At 71.2% G+C, this 15485-nt stretch carries 10 protein-coding genes; 7 read left to right on the top strand and 3 right to left on the bottom strand.

Features of this window, described 5'->3' with window-relative positions:
• Positions 1 to 17: 17 nt before the first annotated feature.
• The 6 genes from FFS15_RS11775 to FFS15_RS11750 all read left to right on the top strand — a co-directional run bounded on the left by FFS15_RS11775 (position 18) and on the right by FFS15_RS11750 (position 10357).
• Positions 18 to 848: an ADP/ATP-dependent (S)-NAD(P)H-hydrate dehydratase gene (locus FFS15_RS11775; protein WP_137845218.1), complete on the top strand. Its 831-nt coding sequence runs from the start codon at positions 18 to 20 to the stop codon at positions 846 to 848.
• A gap of 45 nt (positions 849 to 893) precedes the next feature.
• Positions 894 to 2111 (top strand): glycosyltransferase 87 family protein, encoded by a 1218-nt coding sequence (locus tag FFS15_RS11770; RefSeq protein WP_137845217.1) that lies wholly within the window; start codon positions 894 to 896, stop codon positions 2109 to 2111.
• Between the two features lie 39 nt (positions 2112 to 2150).
• Positions 2151 to 2477 carry a thiamine-binding protein gene (locus FFS15_RS11765; protein ID WP_137845216.1) on the top strand — a complete coding sequence of 109 codons (327 nt, stop codon included), beginning with the start codon at positions 2151 to 2153 and terminating at the stop codon, positions 2475 to 2477.
• Between the two features lie 67 nt (positions 2478 to 2544).
• Positions 2545 to 3762, top strand: a complete 1218-nt coding sequence (locus FFS15_RS11760; RefSeq protein WP_283205752.1) for an MFS transporter — start codon at positions 2545 to 2547, stop codon at positions 3760 to 3762.
• Positions 3763 to 3874: 112 nt separating this feature from the next.
• Positions 3875 to 4651 (top strand): NUDIX hydrolase, encoded by a 777-nt coding sequence (locus tag FFS15_RS11755; RefSeq protein ID WP_137845215.1) that lies wholly within the window; start codon positions 3875 to 3877, stop codon positions 4649 to 4651.
• Positions 4652 to 4714: 63 nt separating this feature from the next.
• The gene (locus FFS15_RS11750) at positions 4715 to 10357 is read left to right on the top strand and encodes a DUF11 domain-containing protein (RefSeq protein WP_137845214.1); all 5643 of its coding nucleotides are present in this window, start codon (positions 4715 to 4717) and stop codon (positions 10355 to 10357) included.
• Positions 10358 to 10361: 4 nt separating this feature from the next.
• Here FFS15_RS11750 and FFS15_RS11745 read toward each other — a convergent pair whose 3' ends face one another.
• Both FFS15_RS11745 and FFS15_RS11740 read right to left on the bottom strand, forming a co-directional pair.
• Positions 10362 to 11567 carry a homoserine O-acetyltransferase gene (locus FFS15_RS11745; protein ID WP_137845213.1) on the bottom strand — a complete coding sequence of 402 codons (1206 nt, stop codon included), beginning with the start codon at positions 11565 to 11567 and terminating at the stop codon, positions 10362 to 10364.
• A 134-nt stretch (positions 11568 to 11701) separates the two neighbouring features.
• Positions 11702 to 13024 carry a bifunctional o-acetylhomoserine/o-acetylserine sulfhydrylase gene (locus FFS15_RS11740; RefSeq protein ID WP_137845212.1) on the bottom strand — a complete coding sequence of 441 codons (1323 nt, stop codon included), beginning with the start codon at positions 13022 to 13024 and terminating at the stop codon, positions 11702 to 11704.
• Between the two features lie 126 nt (positions 13025 to 13150).
• Here FFS15_RS11740 and FFS15_RS11735 point away from each other — a divergent pair, with 126 nt between their 5' ends.
• Positions 13151 to 13933 carry an SDR family oxidoreductase gene (locus FFS15_RS11735; protein WP_171013177.1) on the top strand — a complete coding sequence of 261 codons (783 nt, stop codon included), beginning with the start codon at positions 13151 to 13153 and terminating at the stop codon, positions 13931 to 13933.
• Positions 13934 to 13939: 6 nt separating this feature from the next.
• Here FFS15_RS11735 and FFS15_RS11730 read toward each other — a convergent pair whose 3' ends face one another.
• Entirely contained in the window at positions 13940 to 15451 is a 1512-nt protein-coding gene (locus FFS15_RS11730) for an MFS transporter (RefSeq protein ID WP_249353996.1), read from the bottom strand.
• Positions 15452 to 15485 lie beyond the last annotated feature (34 nt).

Genomic DNA, 15485 nt, shown 5'->3' with positions numbered 1-15485 from the left:
GCGGGTAGTGTGGCGCCATGACGCGGTCGTGGACGATCGAGGACGCGGGGCGCGTCCTCCGGGTGCCAACGGCGGCCGACGACAAGTATTCCCGGGGCGTGCTGGGGATGCGCACCGGCTCCGAAGCGTACCCGGGTGCCGCCGTCCTCGGCGTCGAGGCGGCGTGGCGCACCGGGCTCGGCATGGTCCGCTACCTCGGGCCCGTGCGCCCGACCGCGCTCGTGCTCGCGCGGCGACCCGAGACGGTGACCGCCGAGGGGCGCGTCCAGGCCTGGGTCGTCGGGTCGGGCACCGAGACGGCATCCCGCGTTCGCGCCGAGACCGACACCGTCCGCGGCATCCTCGCCGACACCGATCCGGTGGTCGTCGACGCGGGGGCGCTCGATCTCGCGTCGTCCGCCTCGGCACCGCGCATCCTGACCCCGCACGAGCGCGAGCACGCGCGGCTCCGCGCGGCGCTCGGTCTCGGTGCTCCTCGCGGCGACCGCACCGCGGCCGCGATCGAGACGGCGGAGGCGACGGGCGCGGTCGTGCTCGTGAAGGGCGCGGTGACCGTCGTCGCGGCTCCTGACGGCACCGTGATCCTGGTCGATGCCGGCACACCGTGGCTGGCGACAGCCGGAACGGGCGACGTGCTCGCCGGCGTCATCGGCGCGCTCGCCGCAGCCGCTGCGGCCGACGATCGGCCGGCGGACCCGGCGTCGCTGGCAGCCCTCGCAGCCTCGGGGGCGTGGCTGCACGGTCGCGCGGGCGTGCTGGCGTCACACGCCCGCGGCGGCGGGCCGATCACCGCACTCGACGTTGCAGAGGCCCTGCCGCTCGCCGTCGCCGAAGCGCTCGCACGCTGACACCCGTCGTCGGGCCGCGGCGTGACGGCTCCCTAGGATGGTGGGGTGTCGAGGCGGGCGGCGTTGTGGGTCGGGTTCGTGCTCGTGCACGCCGCCGTGATCGCGCTCGGATTCGCCGGCGACCATGCCGCGTCGTGGGATGTCGATCAGCTCTACCGCTGGTGGGCCTGGCAGATGCAGAACGGTGACGCCGTGCCGGGCATCACCGAGGACTGGGTCTACCCGATCCTCGCGCAGATACCGATCCTGCTCGCGGGGCTCGCGACGCCGGCGCTGGACTACACGCTCGCGTGGGGGCTGCTCGTGACCGTCGCCGACGCGTGCGCGTTCGCCCTGCTGGTCGGTCGCGGCCGGTCGCGCGGGCGCGTGACGGCGGCGTGGTTCTGGCTCGCGGCGATCCTCGCTCTCGGCGGCGTCGGGATGTTCCGCCTCGACGCCGTGACGGTGCCGCTGGCGATCGCTGGTTCGCTATGGCTCGTCGGTCGGCCGTGGGTCGCTGCGGTGCTCCTCGCCGTCGCGACCTGGATCAAAGTGTGGCCGGCGGCTCTCCTCGCCGCAGCGGTCATCGCGGTCAGGCGCCGGCTCGCGATCGTGGGAGGTGCGGCCGCGGTATCGGCGGCCGCGATCGCGCTCGTGGTATCGGCGGGCGGGGCCGCGCACCTTTTCGGCTTCATCGGCGACCAGGCCACGCGCGGCCTGCAGATCGAGGCGCCCGTGAGCACGTTCTACATGCTGATGGCCCTCGCTCGCGTCGAGGGAGCGTGGGTGTTCTACGACCCCGACCTCATCACGTTCCAGGTGACCGGCCCGTGGGTCGATCCGGTGATCGCCGCGATGACCCCCATTCTCATGATCGGGATGCTGCTGATCGCCGGTATCGGCGCCCTCCAGGCCTGGCGCGGTGCGACCTTCGCCGGACTCTTCCCGCCGCTCGCCCTCGCCCTCGTGCTCGGCTTCATCGTGCTCAACAAGGTCGGATCGCCGCAGTACATGACCTGGCTCATCCCGCCGCTCGTCATCGGTCTCGTCCTCAACCGGCGGCTTTGGGCGCTGCCGGCCGTGCTCGCGCTCGTCATCCTGGCCGTCACGCAGGGGATCTTCCCGTTCTGGTACGACGGCATCCTCGTGCTGGAGCCGTTCGGGGTGTTCGCCCTCGTCGCGCGCAATCTGCTGCTCGTCCTGCTGTTCGGATGGACACTGGTGCGCCTCGTCCTCGTGCGCACCCGCCGCCGCGGCGCGGCGGTGCCGGCATCCGCTCCCTGAACCACTTCCCATCCCCGATCCCGAACCCGGAGGTTCCCCATGCTCGTCGCCTTCTCCGTCGCCCCATCCGGAACCGGCCGTGCCGACGGCTCGGTCCACGACGCGGTCGCAGCCGCTGTGCGCGTCGTCCGCGACAGCGGTCTGCCGCACCGCACGACATCGATGTTCACCGAGATCGAGGGGGAGTGGGACGAGGTGATGGACGTCGTCCGTCGGGCGACCGACGCAGTCATGCCGTTCGGCTCGCGGGTCTCGCTCGTGCTGAAAGCCGACATCCGTCCGGGCTTCTCGGGCGAGCTCGACGGCAAGATCGACCGCCTCGAGGCCGCGATCGAACGCGCGGAGGGCTCGGTCGACGACGACTGAGCGGGCGATCACGGCATCCGCTCGAATCGATTCGACAGGATGCCGCGGCGGCCACTAGCATGAGCCGGTGACCTCCTCGAACCTCACGAGGGGGGCGGCGACGTGGGCGCTCCTCTCCCTCGCCGTCGGCAGCTTCGGCATCGGCATGACCGAATTCGTCGTCATGGGCCTGCTGCCGAACATCGCCGAAGATCTGCTGCCGACCCTGTGGGCGGCGGATTCGGCCGACGCCATCGCCCAGACCGGGTGGCTCATCACGCTGTACGCGCTCGGGGTCGTCGTCGGAGCGCCGACGATCGCCGGCAGCGTCGCGAAGTACCCGCGGCATCGCGTGATGATCGGGCTCGCTCTCGCCCTCACCGTCTTCAACGCGCTGACCTTCCTCGCCCCGACGTTCGAGCTGGTCGCGGCATCCCGCTTCCTCGCCGGACTCCCGCACGGCGCATACTTCGGCATCGGGGCGCTCGTCGCCGCCGACGTGCTCGGCCCCGGACAGCGGGCGAAGGGCGTCGCGTTCGTCCTCACCGGTCTCACGGTCGCCAACGTGGTCGGCGTGCCGCTGGGCACCTACCTCGGCCAGCAGGTGGGCTGGCGCGCGGCGTTCATGGTGGTGGCGGCGATCTTCGGCGCCGCCACGGTCCTCATCGCCTTCTTCGTGCCAGAGCACCCGGGCGACCCGGGGCGGACGCTGCGCGCGGAGCTGAAGGTCTTCCGCATCGGCCAGGTGTGGCTCGCGCTCGGGGTCGGCGCCATCGGGTTCGGCGGCTTCTTCGCCGTGTACAGCTACGTCGCGCCGATGGTGACCGAGGTCGCCGGGTCGCCCGAATGGGTGGTCCCCATCGTGCTCGTGCTGATGGGCCTCGGCATGACGATCGGCAACCTCGTCGGCGGCCATCTCGCCGACGTCGATCTCAAGCGCACGCTCGTCGGCGGGCTGCTCGCGCTCGCCGTGGTGCAGGCGCTGCTCGCGGTGACCTCGCACTGGATCTGGGCTCTCGCCTTCTTCGTCTTCCTCACCGGCTTCGTCTCGGCGGCCCTCAGCCCGACGATCCAGACACGGCTCATGGACGTCGCAGAAGACAACCAGTCGATCGCGGCGGCCCTCAACCACTCCGCCCTCAACATCGGAAACGCCCTCGGCGCCTTCCTCGGCGGTCTCGTGATCGCCGCCGGCTGGGGCTTCGTCGCACCCGCCTGGGTCGGCGTGCTGCTCGCGCTCGGCGGTCTCGGCATCGCCGTGGCGAGCCTCGCGGCCGAGCGCCGGCGGGCGGGTGCGCTCGTCTGACGACGGCGTGCCTTCGTGGGCTGGCGTCGCGTTCGCGCTGTCGAAAGCGGTAACCGCGCCAGGCGTCGGCGACCGCGGGTGGCGGTTTCGACCGCGCGACTAGGCTGAGCGGATGCCGGAGCCCCACGACCGCGTGACGTCGGCGTTCCGGGTGCTCGCAGACGCCGTCGGCGACTCGCGCCCGCGTCGGCCGGAAGATGCGTCGGACCCCGGTATCCCGGTCGCCGCGACCGTCGTGATCGTCCGCGACGGCGCCACCGGCCCCGAGGTGCTGCTGCTCGAGCGCCCCGACCGAGGGTCGTTCGCGGGGGCGTGGGTGTTTCCGGGCGGCAAGCTCGATGACGCCGATCGAGACGACGCCGGCGAGCCCGAGGTCGACTCCGCCCGTCGTGCCGGTGTGCGCGAGACGCATGAGGAGACCGGCCTGGTGGTGGGTGCCGAAGACCTCGTCACGATCTCGTGCTGGGACCCGCCGCCGGGGCTGCCGCTGCGCATCCGCACGTGGTTCTTCGCGGTGCACCTTCCCGATCCGCCGGCGGTGGCGGGGCTCGCGCTCTCGCCCGACGAGGCGATCCGCGCGGAGTGGATCCGGCCTGCCGAGGCCCTCGAGCGCCACGGCCGGGGCGAGCTCACGCTGTATCCGCCGACGTGGGTGACTCTCGACGCGCTCCGTGGCCAGCCTGACGCCACCGCGCTCCTCGCGGCGCTGCGCCTGGGCGACGTGGAGCAGTTCGAGACGGTCGCCCGGCGCGGCCCCGGCGGACCCCTGCTGCTCTGGCAGGACGACGCCGAGTACGACGAGCCGACGGATGCCGTGGCGGCAGCATCCGGATCCCGTCATCGCCTCGAAGTCGGCGTGCTTCCGTGGATCTACACGCGCACCGGGTGAGCCCGAAGCGCGCCGTCCGCTGAGACCTGCGGCGGATCGAAGTGCGCTGTTACACTGCCCGGGATGGCGCATGCGGGGGGTCGCATACGAGCATCGCGGTCGGTGGTCGCGGTGCTCGCCGTCCTGTTGCTCGTCGCCTCGGTGCTCGTGGTCGCGCCGCCGACGACCGCCGTTCCGATCGTGCCGTTCGCGGCGCGCTTCTCGGCCGACGACAACGGAACGGTCTCGATCTTCGGCAACAACCTGCTCTCGTGCCCGGCGAGCGACAGTCGATGCGCGAGCACCCGCGCCGGCACCACATCGCTGAACAACAACGGCTTCGCGATGACCCACCTCGACACCGACGCAGACACCTCCACCTTCAACTCGTCGAGCGCCCAGGTGAGCGCTCCGCCGTCAGGCGAGGTGCTGTGGGCAGGCCTCTACTGGGGCGCGCGCCTCAGCCGCGGCGTCGGCGGCACCGCAGGGGTAGGCGATCGCACGGTGATGCAGCTTCGCGTGCCGGGGTCGGCGTCGTACGCTCAGATCCCGTCGCAGGCGGGCTTCGGGCCGACCAGCGGTGATCAGGCGTACCAGCAGTTCTCCGATGTCACCGCGCTCGTGCGCTCGGCCGGGCCAGGCACCTACTGGGGAGCGAACGTCGTCGCCGGCACGGGTGAGGATCGCTTTGCCGGCTGGTCGCTCGTGGTGGTGTACCGCGCTCCCGGCCTGCCGTTGCGCAATCTGACGGTGTTCGACGGCTTCGCCGACGTCGGCAGGGACGAGCCGCAGCAGGTCAACCTCTCCGGGTTCCGCACTCCGGTCGTCGGTCCGGTCGAGTCGCAGCTGGGCATGGTGGCGTACGAGGGGGACTTCTCGACCTCGGGCGACTCGGCGCGGCTGAACAGCACGCTGCTGTCGACGACGCCGCTCTCGCGCGGCAGCAACTTCTTCAACGGCACCAACGACGACAACGGCACGAGTGTCGGCGCGCGCAGCCCTGCGCACGTGAACATGCTCGGGTTCGACATCAAGAACCTCGCCGCCACCGGCATCCCCAACGGCGCGACGAGCGCCACCATCTCGCTCGAGAGCACCGGCGACCGGTACTTCCCGGGGGTCGTGACGACGGCGATCCGCCTGTTCGCGCCGGACTTCTCGACCAGCTCCAAGACGGTGGCGAATCTGGCGGGGCGCACGCCGGCACTTCCGGGCGACGAGCTCGAATACACGCTGACCTACCCGAACACCGGCCAGGATCCCGCGACCCAGGTCGAGCTTTCCGACACGCTGCCGCCCGGCACGACGTTCCTCTCGGCGACGCCGACAACCGGCACGTGCACGGGCTCGGGGCGCGATGTGAGCTGTGCGGTCGGCACGATCGGCGTGGGCGCGACGTGGCAGGCCCGCATTCGGGTCCTCGTCGGTGCGGGCGCGGCAGGAACCACCCTCATCAACGCCGCCGTGCTCGACTATCGCGCCGCGACACTCGGTCGCGACCTCACCTACGTCGTCGCGCCCGCCACGATCGCGGTCGACGCGCTTGCGGATCTCTCGATCGCGAAGTCGCTGAGCCCGGGCACCGGGCTCGCCGGCACGCGGGTGACCTCGACACTGACGGTGTCCAACGCGGGACCCACCGCCTCGGCCGGCGTCGTCGTGACCGATCAGCTTCCGGCCGGTGTGACCTTCGTGTCGGCGGCGACATCGCAGGGGAACTGCGCGCACTCCGCCGGCGTCGTCACGTGCGCGCTGGGAACCGTGGCCGACGGCGCGGTCGTCGACGTCGACGTCGTCGTCGAGATCCCGCCGGGGTCGACCGTCGCATCGATCGTCAACGTCGCCTCGGTGACCGCGGCGACGGCGGATCCCGAGCCGGGCAACAACGCCGCCGGTGCTACGGCGGCCGTCGTGCGCGATGCCGACCTCTCGGTCGTGAAGACCGCAGCCGATTCCGTGATCGCCCCGGGGTCGACGACGACGTTCACGGTGAACGTCAGGAACGACGGGCCCTCGGATGCCGTCGGCGTCGTGATCTCGGACACCGTCCAGGATGACGCCCTCGTGCTGACCTCGGCCGCGCTCGCCGGAGCGACGTGCACGGTGAGCGGCTCGGCGGTCCGCTGTGAGCTCCCGCGACTCTCGCCAGGCGCTACGGCACTGATGACCGTGGGGGCGCGCGTCTCGCCCGATGCCGCAGCGGGTGCGTCGCTCGTCGATGTCGCCACCGCGAGCGCGAGCACGCCCGATGCGGACTCGTCCGACAACACCGACTCCGTCATGGTGACCGTCGACGAGCCGCAGGCCGACATCGAGACGACCAAGACCGCCGCCGACGTGGTCGCGGGCGGGCAGATCACGTACACCGTGGTCGTGACGAACCGGGGGCCGTCGACATCGCGCGGCGTGACCCTCGCCGACGCGCTTCCCGCGGGGCTGACCGCGACCAGCGTCACGCCGTCGCGAGGCACGTGCGCGCTCGGCCAGACGGTGTCGTGCGACCTGGGGGACCTGCCCGGCCCCGATGCGTCGGGAGGGGCGACGTCGGCGACGGTGACGATCGTGGCCGACGTCGCCCCCGACGCCGCAGTGGGCGCGCTCACGAACACGGCGACGGCGACGTCGGCGACGGCCGACCCCGATCCTGCCGACAACGCCGCGACGGCCACCTCGACGGTCAGCGCCCTCGCCGACGTGTCGATCACGAAGACCGCGGCCCCTGTTCAGCCGGCCGCGGGTGCCGACGTCACGTTCACGATGGTGGTCACGAATGCGGGTCCATCGACGGCCCGCGATGTGGTGCTCACCGATCCGCCGCCGCCTGGGCTCACCCTCCTGGGCGTGACGAGCGATCCGGGGGTGACGTGCGACGGTGCGGCGACGATCACGTGCGCGATCGGTGACCTGGCGCCGGGAGCGTCGACCACCGTGTCGGTCGTCATGAACATCCCGGCCGACTTCGACCTGCAGACCGGTGCTGTGAACACCGCGACCGTCGGCAGCACGACGACCGACCCGGCAACGGGGAACAACATCGCGACCGCCACCGTGACGGCGCGCGCGATCTCCGACCTCATCGCCCTCAAGTGGGACACGACCGACCTCCCGCCCGCGCCGGGGACGCCGCCGAGGGCGTTCGCCGCGGGTGAGATCGTCACCTACCGGCTGGCGGTCGGCAATTTCGGACCCTCGGATGCCGCCTCCGCCCAGGTCGTCGACACGCTGCCCCCCGGAGTGACGTATCTGGACTCCGTGCCGGAGTGCCGGTTCGAGGAGCCGAACCGGGTGGTGTGCGACCTGCCGACCGTGCCTTCGCAGTGGGCGGCGGTCTTCCCGGTGCGGGTGCAGCTCGACCCGGATCTCCCCGAGGGCACGCAGCTGACCAACAGCGTCCAGATCACCCTCCTCGACCCCGACCGGGTGGATCCGGTCTCGTCGAACAACTTCACGTCCGTCACCAACCCCGTCGTGACCTCCGCCGACCTCGGCATCGTCAAGAGCACGTATTCGCTCGACCTGCCGGACTTCACGTTCACGGTGCCGTCCTCCGCCCCCGCGGGAACCAACACCGGCTACGGACTCGACATCCGCAACGACGGTCCGAGCATCGCGCGAGACGTCGTGGTCGTGGACGCCTCGACGATGACCGACTTCTTCGTCAACCGGGTCGTCGTGGTGCGCGTCGATGCCGAGCCCCTCGACATCACCGCGTCCTGCTCGTGGAGCGGGGGCGACCTGCAGTGCCCGATCGGAGACCTGCCCGTCTTCGGGCCGGGGGACGCGAGCTGGCGCATCCAGGTCGACGGGGTGACGCTGTCGAACGCGCCGGCGGGCGCGTATGTGAACACGGCGACGGTCACCTCGGGGACACCCGACCCCGACGCTTCCGACAACACCTCGCAGGCGCCCATCACCGTCACCGAACCGGTCGCGACGCTCACGATCGACAAGACCGTCGTCGGGGGTCGCGACGTCGACGAGGACGGCGAGCCCGACATCGTGCCGGGGACGCCGTTCGGGTACCAGCTCGCGGTCGAGAACATCGTGGACATCACGCGCGAGGGCGCAGCGGATGCACCGGACGTCGTGGTGACCGATACGCTGCCGCCCGGACTCCTGCCCACGGCGGTAACGAGCACGCAGGGCACGTGCGAGATCACACTGCCGAGCACGGTGACGTGCTCACTCGGGACGGTGCTCGGTCCCGGAAGGATCCCCCAGCCGCCGCCGGTGCTCATCACGGTGTCGGGAGTGGCCGCGCCGAGCCTGTCGACCGGGACCATGCTGACGAACACCGCGACGGTCACCTCGCCGATCTCGGCGGAGGCCTCCGATGACGTGACGCAGCGCGTCGTCGCCGTCGCCGACATCGCGATCACGAAGGTGTCCGACGCGGCCGAGGTCGCGGCGGGTGCGATCGCCGGGTTCAGCCTCGTCGTCACCAATGCGGGCCCGTCCGATGCCGAGATCGTCGATGTCGCCGACATCCTGCCGCCGGAGATGGTCTTCGAGCCGGCGGAATCGGATCCGGCCTGCAACCTCGCCACCGAGCAGGGGACGACCTACGTGCAGTGCCTCATCGGCACACTGGCCGCGGGCGAAAGCCGCACCGTCCGAGTCTCGGGTCGGATCGCGGCCGATACGGCGCCCACGACGGTGATCAACACCGCCGGGGCGTCGTCGCAGATCGTCGGCGGCGATCTCGACTTCTCCAACAACATCAGCGAGGCCTCGGTCGCCATCGTCGCCTCGGCCGACCTGGTCGCGGCGAAGACCGCCGATGCCGACGGCTACCGGGTCGGATCGAACGTGACCTACACCGCCTCGGTGACCAATACCGGCCCGTCGGTGGCGACGGACGTCGTCACGGTCGACCCGATCCCCGCCGGTCTCGGCTTCGTGTCCGCGACCGGCCACGACTCACTCGCGTGCACCTTCGCCGACAGTGTCGTCTCGTGCACCGCGCCGACGCTCGCGCCCGGAGCGACGGCCTCAGCGACCATCGTCCTCGCGCTGCCTGCCGGACTCGAGCCGGGTCCGGTCGAGAACGCCGTCCGTGTCTCGTCGGCTACGCCGGATCCGGAGCCGGCGAACGATGCGGCATCCGTCGTCGTGGACGCATTCGTGCTCGCCGATACCGCCGTCTCGAAGTCGGTCGTGACGGCGGAGCCGACGGCGGGAAGCCCGCTCGTGTTCGCGATCGACGTCGTCAACCGCGGTCCGCAGTCTGCTCCTCGCGTCGTCGTCAGCGACACCCTCGAACCCGGGTTCGCCTTCGTGTCCACGACCGGCGGAACCTGCGGGCTGACGAACCCGGAGGGCCTCGACATCGTGACATGCGAGATCGGGGGGCTGGAGGTCGGTGCGACCGCCCGAGTGCTCATCACCGTACTCCCCGACTCGGAGATGCGGTCCGTTCGCAACGGGGCGCTGGTCGGTTCGGCGGCTCAGGATTCCCAGAGCGCCGACAACTACGACGAGATCGAGATCGCACTCGCGGCCCCGATCGACCCCGTCGATCCGGTGGACCCCGTTGATCCCGAGCCGCCGGTGGACCCCGGCGAGGAGACGCCGCCGACGCCACTGCCCGGAGCGCTGCCGGCCACGGGTGGGCAATGGCCCGTGCTCGCGACGCTGTGGGGGATCGTCCTCGCCGTGTCGGGCGCCGTGATCTATGTCGGCCGCGGACTGGTCGCGCAGCTCCGCTGGGCGCGGCCGCGAAGCTGACAGCTCAGGCCGCGAGCAGTCGACGCAGGTGCGCGCCCACCAGGTGCGTCTCGATGAGGAATCCGTCGTGCCCGAAGTCGCTCGAGAGCACGACGGCCGCGTCGCCGTCGAGGGTCGTGCGGAGGCCGCGGGCGATGCGGTGCTGACCCTCGATCGGGAACAGCCGGTCGCTGTCGATCCCGAGCACGAGCGCGGTCGCGGTGACGCGGGCGAGCGCATCGTCGACGCCGCCGCGATCCCGGCCGACGTCGTGGGAGTTCATCGCCTCGACGAGGGTGATGTAGCTGTTCGCGTCGAAGCGCCGTGTGAACTTGTTGCCGTGGAAGTCGAGGTAGGACTCCACCGCGAAGCGCCCGCCGAGCCCGAGCGGGCTCACACCCGACTGCCACGAGCGCTGGAAGCGCTGGTTGAGCTCGGTGGGGGAGCGGTAGTTCAGCAGCGCCATGCGCCGTGCGAGGGCGAGGCCGCGGTTCGGGCCGTCGCCGTCGGCGGCGTCGTAGTACTCGCCGGCCTGGAACCGCGGGTCGATGCGGATGGCCTCGAGCTGCACCGAGTTGAGGGCGATCTGGTCGGCGGTGTTGACCGGGGGAGCGGAGAGGATGCCGACTCTCGCGACCCGGTCGGGGACGCCCACCGCCCACTCGAGGGCGTGCATGCCGCCCATCGAGCCGCCGACGACGGCGGCCCACACGTCGATCCCGAGGGCGTCGGCCAGCCGCACCTGTGCGCCGACCTGGTCGCGGATCGTGAGGTACGGGAAGCGCGACGCCCATTCGTAGCCGTCGGGGGCGATGCTGGCCGGGCCCGTCGAGCCCTGGCAGCCGCCCAGCATGTTCGGGGCGACCACGAACCACCGGTCGGTGTCGATCGGGCCGCCGGGGCCCACGATGTCGTCCCACCAGCCCGACGTGGGGTGACCGGGTCCTGCGGCGCCGCGCACGTGGCTGTCGCCCGTGAGTGCGTGGAGCACGAGCACCGCGTTGTCGCGGGCTGCGTTGAGCTCGCCCCACGTCTCGAAAGCGAGGCGGTAGGCGGGCAGCTCCTGCCCGACCTCGGTGCGGAACGATCCGAATGCCGCGAAGTGCCGGTCGCCGGCCGGATCCCCGTCGCGCCACGCGCCGGTGGCGGGCGGGCGCCCGAGCAGCAGGCGCGCGTCGGCCTCCGTCACCGGTGCCGAGGGCACGGTGTCTTCGGAGGTCTGCCAGTCCATGAGGCCCATTCTGGTCTGCCGCCGGCGCGGCGGGCCGCGTGTTACGGCGCGCGGGGCGGCATGTGGGGGATCGGACGACGGATGCCGCGGCCCGGCGTGGGCCGCGGCATCCGTCCGCGTCGATGAGGAGGTCGTTACGCGCGCGCGGCCTCGGACACGCGACGAGCGGCTGCGAGAGCCTGCTCGAGGTCGGCCTTGAGGTCGTCGATGTTCTCGAGGCCCACCGAGAGGCGCACGAGGCCCGGCGTCACGCCGGTGGTGAGCTGCTGCTCGGGCGTGAGCTGCGAGTGGGTGGTGGAGGCGGGGTGGATCACGAGCGAGCGCACGTCGCCGATGTTGGCGAGGTGGCTGAAGAGCTTCAGCGAGTTGACGAACGTGCGTCCGGCCTCGACCCCGCCCTTGAGCTCGAACGACAGCACCGCACCGACGCCCTTGGGGGCGTACTCGTTCGCCTTGGCGTACCAGGGCGACGTGGGAAGCCCCGAGTAGTTGACCGACGCGACGTCGTCGAGGTTCTCGAGCCACTCCGCGATCTCCTGCGCGTTCTGCACGTGACGCTCGATGCGCAGCGACAGGGTCTCGATGCCCTGGATGAGCAGCCAAGCGCTCTGCGGCGAGATGGCGGCGCCGAGGTCGCGCAGCAGCTGCACGCGGGCCTTGATGATGTAGGCCAGGCCGTCGCCGACCGCGGCGGTGTAGCTCGCACCGTGGTAGCTGGGGTCGGGCTCGGTGAGGCCGGGGAACTTCTCGACGTTCTTCGACCACTCGAACGTGCCGCCGTCGACGATGACGCCGCCGATGACGGTGCCGTGGCCGCCGAGGAACTTCGTAGCCGAGTGGATGACGATGTCGGCACCGAACTCGAACGGCTTGATGAGGTACGGCGTCGCGATCGTGTTGTCGACGATGAGGGGGATGCCGGCCTCGTGGGCGACGTCGGCGACGGTGCGGATGTCGAGCACGTTGATCTTCGGGTTGCCGATCGTCTCGGCGAAGAAGAGCTTCGTGTTCGGGCGCACCGCGGCGCGCCACTCCTCGGGGTCGTCCTGGTTCTCGACGAAGGTCGTCTGGATGCCGAGCTTGGCGAGGGTGTACTTGAACAGGTTGTACGTGCCGCCGTAGATCGACGACGACGAGACGATGTGGTCGCCGGCTTCGGCGATGTTGAGCACCGCGAAGGTCTCGGCGGCCTGGCCGCTGGCCACGAGCAGCGCGCCGGTGCCGCCCTCGAGGGCAGCCAGGCGCTCCTCGACGACAGCCTGCGTCGGGTTCTGGATGCGCGTGTAGATGTTGCCGAACTCGGCCAGGGCGAACAGGTTCGCGGCGTGGTCGGCGTTGTCGAACACGTACGACGTCGTCTGGTAGATCGGCGTGGCGCGAGCCTTGGTGACCGGATCGGGCTGGGCTCCGGAGTGGATCTGCTTGGTCTCGAAACGCCAGTTCTCGGGTGCGGACATTGGCTTGCTCCTGCGGGGTCGGATGCCGATGACGAAGTGTCTGCGGCCGTCTCCGACAGTACGGAGCCTCCCGCCGATCGCCAACGATGGGGAAATCTGCCGTAACCCGGCGTTAGCGTGGGTTACATGGCGAACAGACGTGCAGTGGTGACCGGAGCCAGTTCCGGAATCGGCGAGGCGACCGCTCGGGCTCTCCGGGAACGGGGCTGGGAGGTCGTGGCGGTGGCCCGTCGCGCCGACCGGCTGGCTGAGATCGAAGCCGAGACGGGAGCGGTCGCGTTCGCCGCCGATCTCACCAGCGATGCGGACGTCGCAGCCCTCGCCGCCTTCCTCGCCGACTCCGGACCGGTGCACTCCCTCGTGCATGTCGCCGGCGGTGCGCGCGGCACCGACCGCGTCGAAGACGGCCTGGTCTCCGACTGGCAGTGGATGTTCGATGTCAACGTGCTCTCGGCCCAGCGGGTGGTCGCGGCCCTGCTGCCGCTGCTGCGCCGCGGTGCGGCCGAGACCGGCCACGCCGACACGCTCTTCGTCACCTCGACCGCGGCGGTCACCGCCTACGCCGGCGGGGCCGGCTACAACGCCGCGAAGGCCGGGGAGGCGATGCTCGCGCACGCCCTGCGCCTCGAGCTCAACGGCGAGCCGATCCGGGTCATCGAGATCGCACCCGGCATGGTCCACACGCCCGAGTTCACCCTCAACCGCCTGGGCGGCGACGCGAACGCGGCCGAGCGCGTGTACGAGGGCGTCGAGGCTCCGCTGACCGCGGGCGATGTCGCCGACGTGATCGTCTACGCGCTGGATGCCCCCGGCCACGTGAACCTCGACCTCGTGACGATGCGGCCGGTCGCCCAGTCGGCGCAGCACCTGCTCGCGCGGGGGCCGCTGCGCCCTCGCACCGCGGACTGATCCGCGTCAGATGATCTGCGATTCTCCGGCGACAGCCTCGGCCTCGTCGGGCATCTCGTCGGCGAACGCGACCTTGGGCACGAAGAAGAGCAGCACTGCGGCGAGGAAGCCGCCGGCGGCGCAGATCGCCCACACCGCCAGGTAGCCGCCGAGGGCCGCCGCCGTTTCGCTCGCGACGATGCCGGCGCCCGCCGCGAGCACGACGCCGAAGACCGCCGAGGCGAACGTGCCGCCGATCGTCTTGGTCGTGTTCGTGAGCGCCGACGCCACGCCGGTCTGGCCCTGTGGTGCCGCGGCGGCTGCGGCGGCGGGCAGGGCTCCGACGAGGGCGCCGGATCCGAGGCCGGCGATCGAGAGGTTCAACAGCACCTGCCAGAGCTCGACGTGGAAGGGGATGAACAGCAGGTACCCGACGCCGACCATCGTCGAGGCGACGATCAGGATCAGGCGCGGGTTCGCGCGCCGTGAGGTGACGGCGAAGAGGATGGCGCCCACGATGAGCGACACGAGGTAGATGCCGATCACGTTCGAGCGGCCGGTGGCGTCGAGGCCGAGCCCGTAGCCGAGCGAGGAGTCGGTGCCGGCGTAGGTCGACAGCGGGCCCTGTGCGCCGAGCAGGCTGATGCCGATGAGGAACGCCGTCGCCTGCACGGGCCACATCTCGGGGCGCCGGAGGACTCGGATGTCGATCGCGGGGTCGTCTTGACGCAGCTCGTACCGCACGAACCATACGAACACCGCCGCGCCGAGGGCGAGGAGCGCGACGACCCACCACCAGGCGCCGGCCCCGAGATCGAGCTCGCCGATCAGGCGCATGTAGACGAGGGCGCTCGTGACAAGCAGCAGCCCCCACGCGAGGATCACGAAGCCCCACGTGTCGAGCCGGCGCCCGGGCGACGGCTCGGACTCGGGGACGCCGAGCCAGATCACGAAGCACACGAGCGTCACGACGATCGCCGGCACCATCAGCGTCAGGGTCAGATCTCCGCCGGTCGCGGCGAAGATGCGTCCGGCCGCGAGGGCGCCGATGATGGCGCCGGCCTCGAGACCGACGACGAGCAGGCCCGCGGCACGCCGGGTGAGGGAGACCCCGCGGTTCTGGCGTCGGCCGCGCTCGAAGATCAGGGCGATCTCCAACGGCAGCCAGACGACGTAGAACCCCTGCAGCGCCCACGCGATGAGGAAGCTCCAGAAGTCGCCGGCGAAGGCGAGCCACCAGCTCGCGCCCGCAGTGAGGATCGCGGCGATCAGCAGGATCCGCTTGTGCCCGTACATGTCGCCGAGCTTCGCGAGCACCGGCACCACGAGTGCCGACAGCAGCAGCTGCGCGGCCTCGAACCAGTTCACGTCGGAGTCGTGGACGCCGAGCGCGGTCACGATGTCGCTGAACAGCGGCACGTAGAAGCCCTGGAGGATGCCGCTGGTCACCTCGACCAGGACGAACCAGCCGATGAGGCCGGCGGTGATGCCGAGGGCCGAGCCGCGCAGGCGGTCGGCGGCAGAGGAGGCGCGAGACACGAGGGCGAGGATAACACCGCAGCCGCCCTAGTCT

Origin of the sequence: Microbacterium sp. 2FI, assembly GCF_005502885.1 — a bacterium.
GTDB lineage: Bacteria > Actinomycetota > Actinomycetes > Actinomycetales > Microbacteriaceae > Microbacterium.
Note: the sequence above shows the minus strand (reverse complement) of the source record. Positions and strands in the feature narration are given on the sequence as shown.

What these genes read in the sequence shown, in the direction of transcription:
- FFS15_RS11740 (WP_137845212.1), bottom strand. Translation starts at nt 13,024, where the DNA reads ATGTCCGCACCCGAGAACTGGCGTTTCGAGACCAAGCAGATCCACTCC.
- FFS15_RS11745 (WP_137845213.1), bottom strand. Translation starts at nt 11,567, where the DNA reads ATGGACTGGCAGACCTCCGAAGACACCGTGCCCTCGGCACCGGTGACG.
- FFS15_RS11750 (WP_137845214.1), top strand. Translation starts at nt 4,715, where the DNA reads ATGGCGCATGCGGGGGGTCGCATACGAGCATCGCGGTCGGTGGTCGCG.
- FFS15_RS11775 (WP_137845218.1), top strand. Translation starts at nt 18, where the DNA reads ATGACGCGGTCGTGGACGATCGAGGACGCGGGGCGCGTCCTCCGGGTG.
- FFS15_RS11755 (WP_137845215.1), top strand. Translation starts at nt 3,875, where the DNA reads ATGCCGGAGCCCCACGACCGCGTGACGTCGGCGTTCCGGGTGCTCGCA.
- FFS15_RS11735 (WP_171013177.1), top strand. Translation starts at nt 13,151, where the DNA reads ATGGCGAACAGACGTGCAGTGGTGACCGGAGCCAGTTCCGGAATCGGC.
- FFS15_RS11765 (WP_137845216.1), top strand. Translation starts at nt 2,151, where the DNA reads ATGCTCGTCGCCTTCTCCGTCGCCCCATCCGGAACCGGCCGTGCCGAC.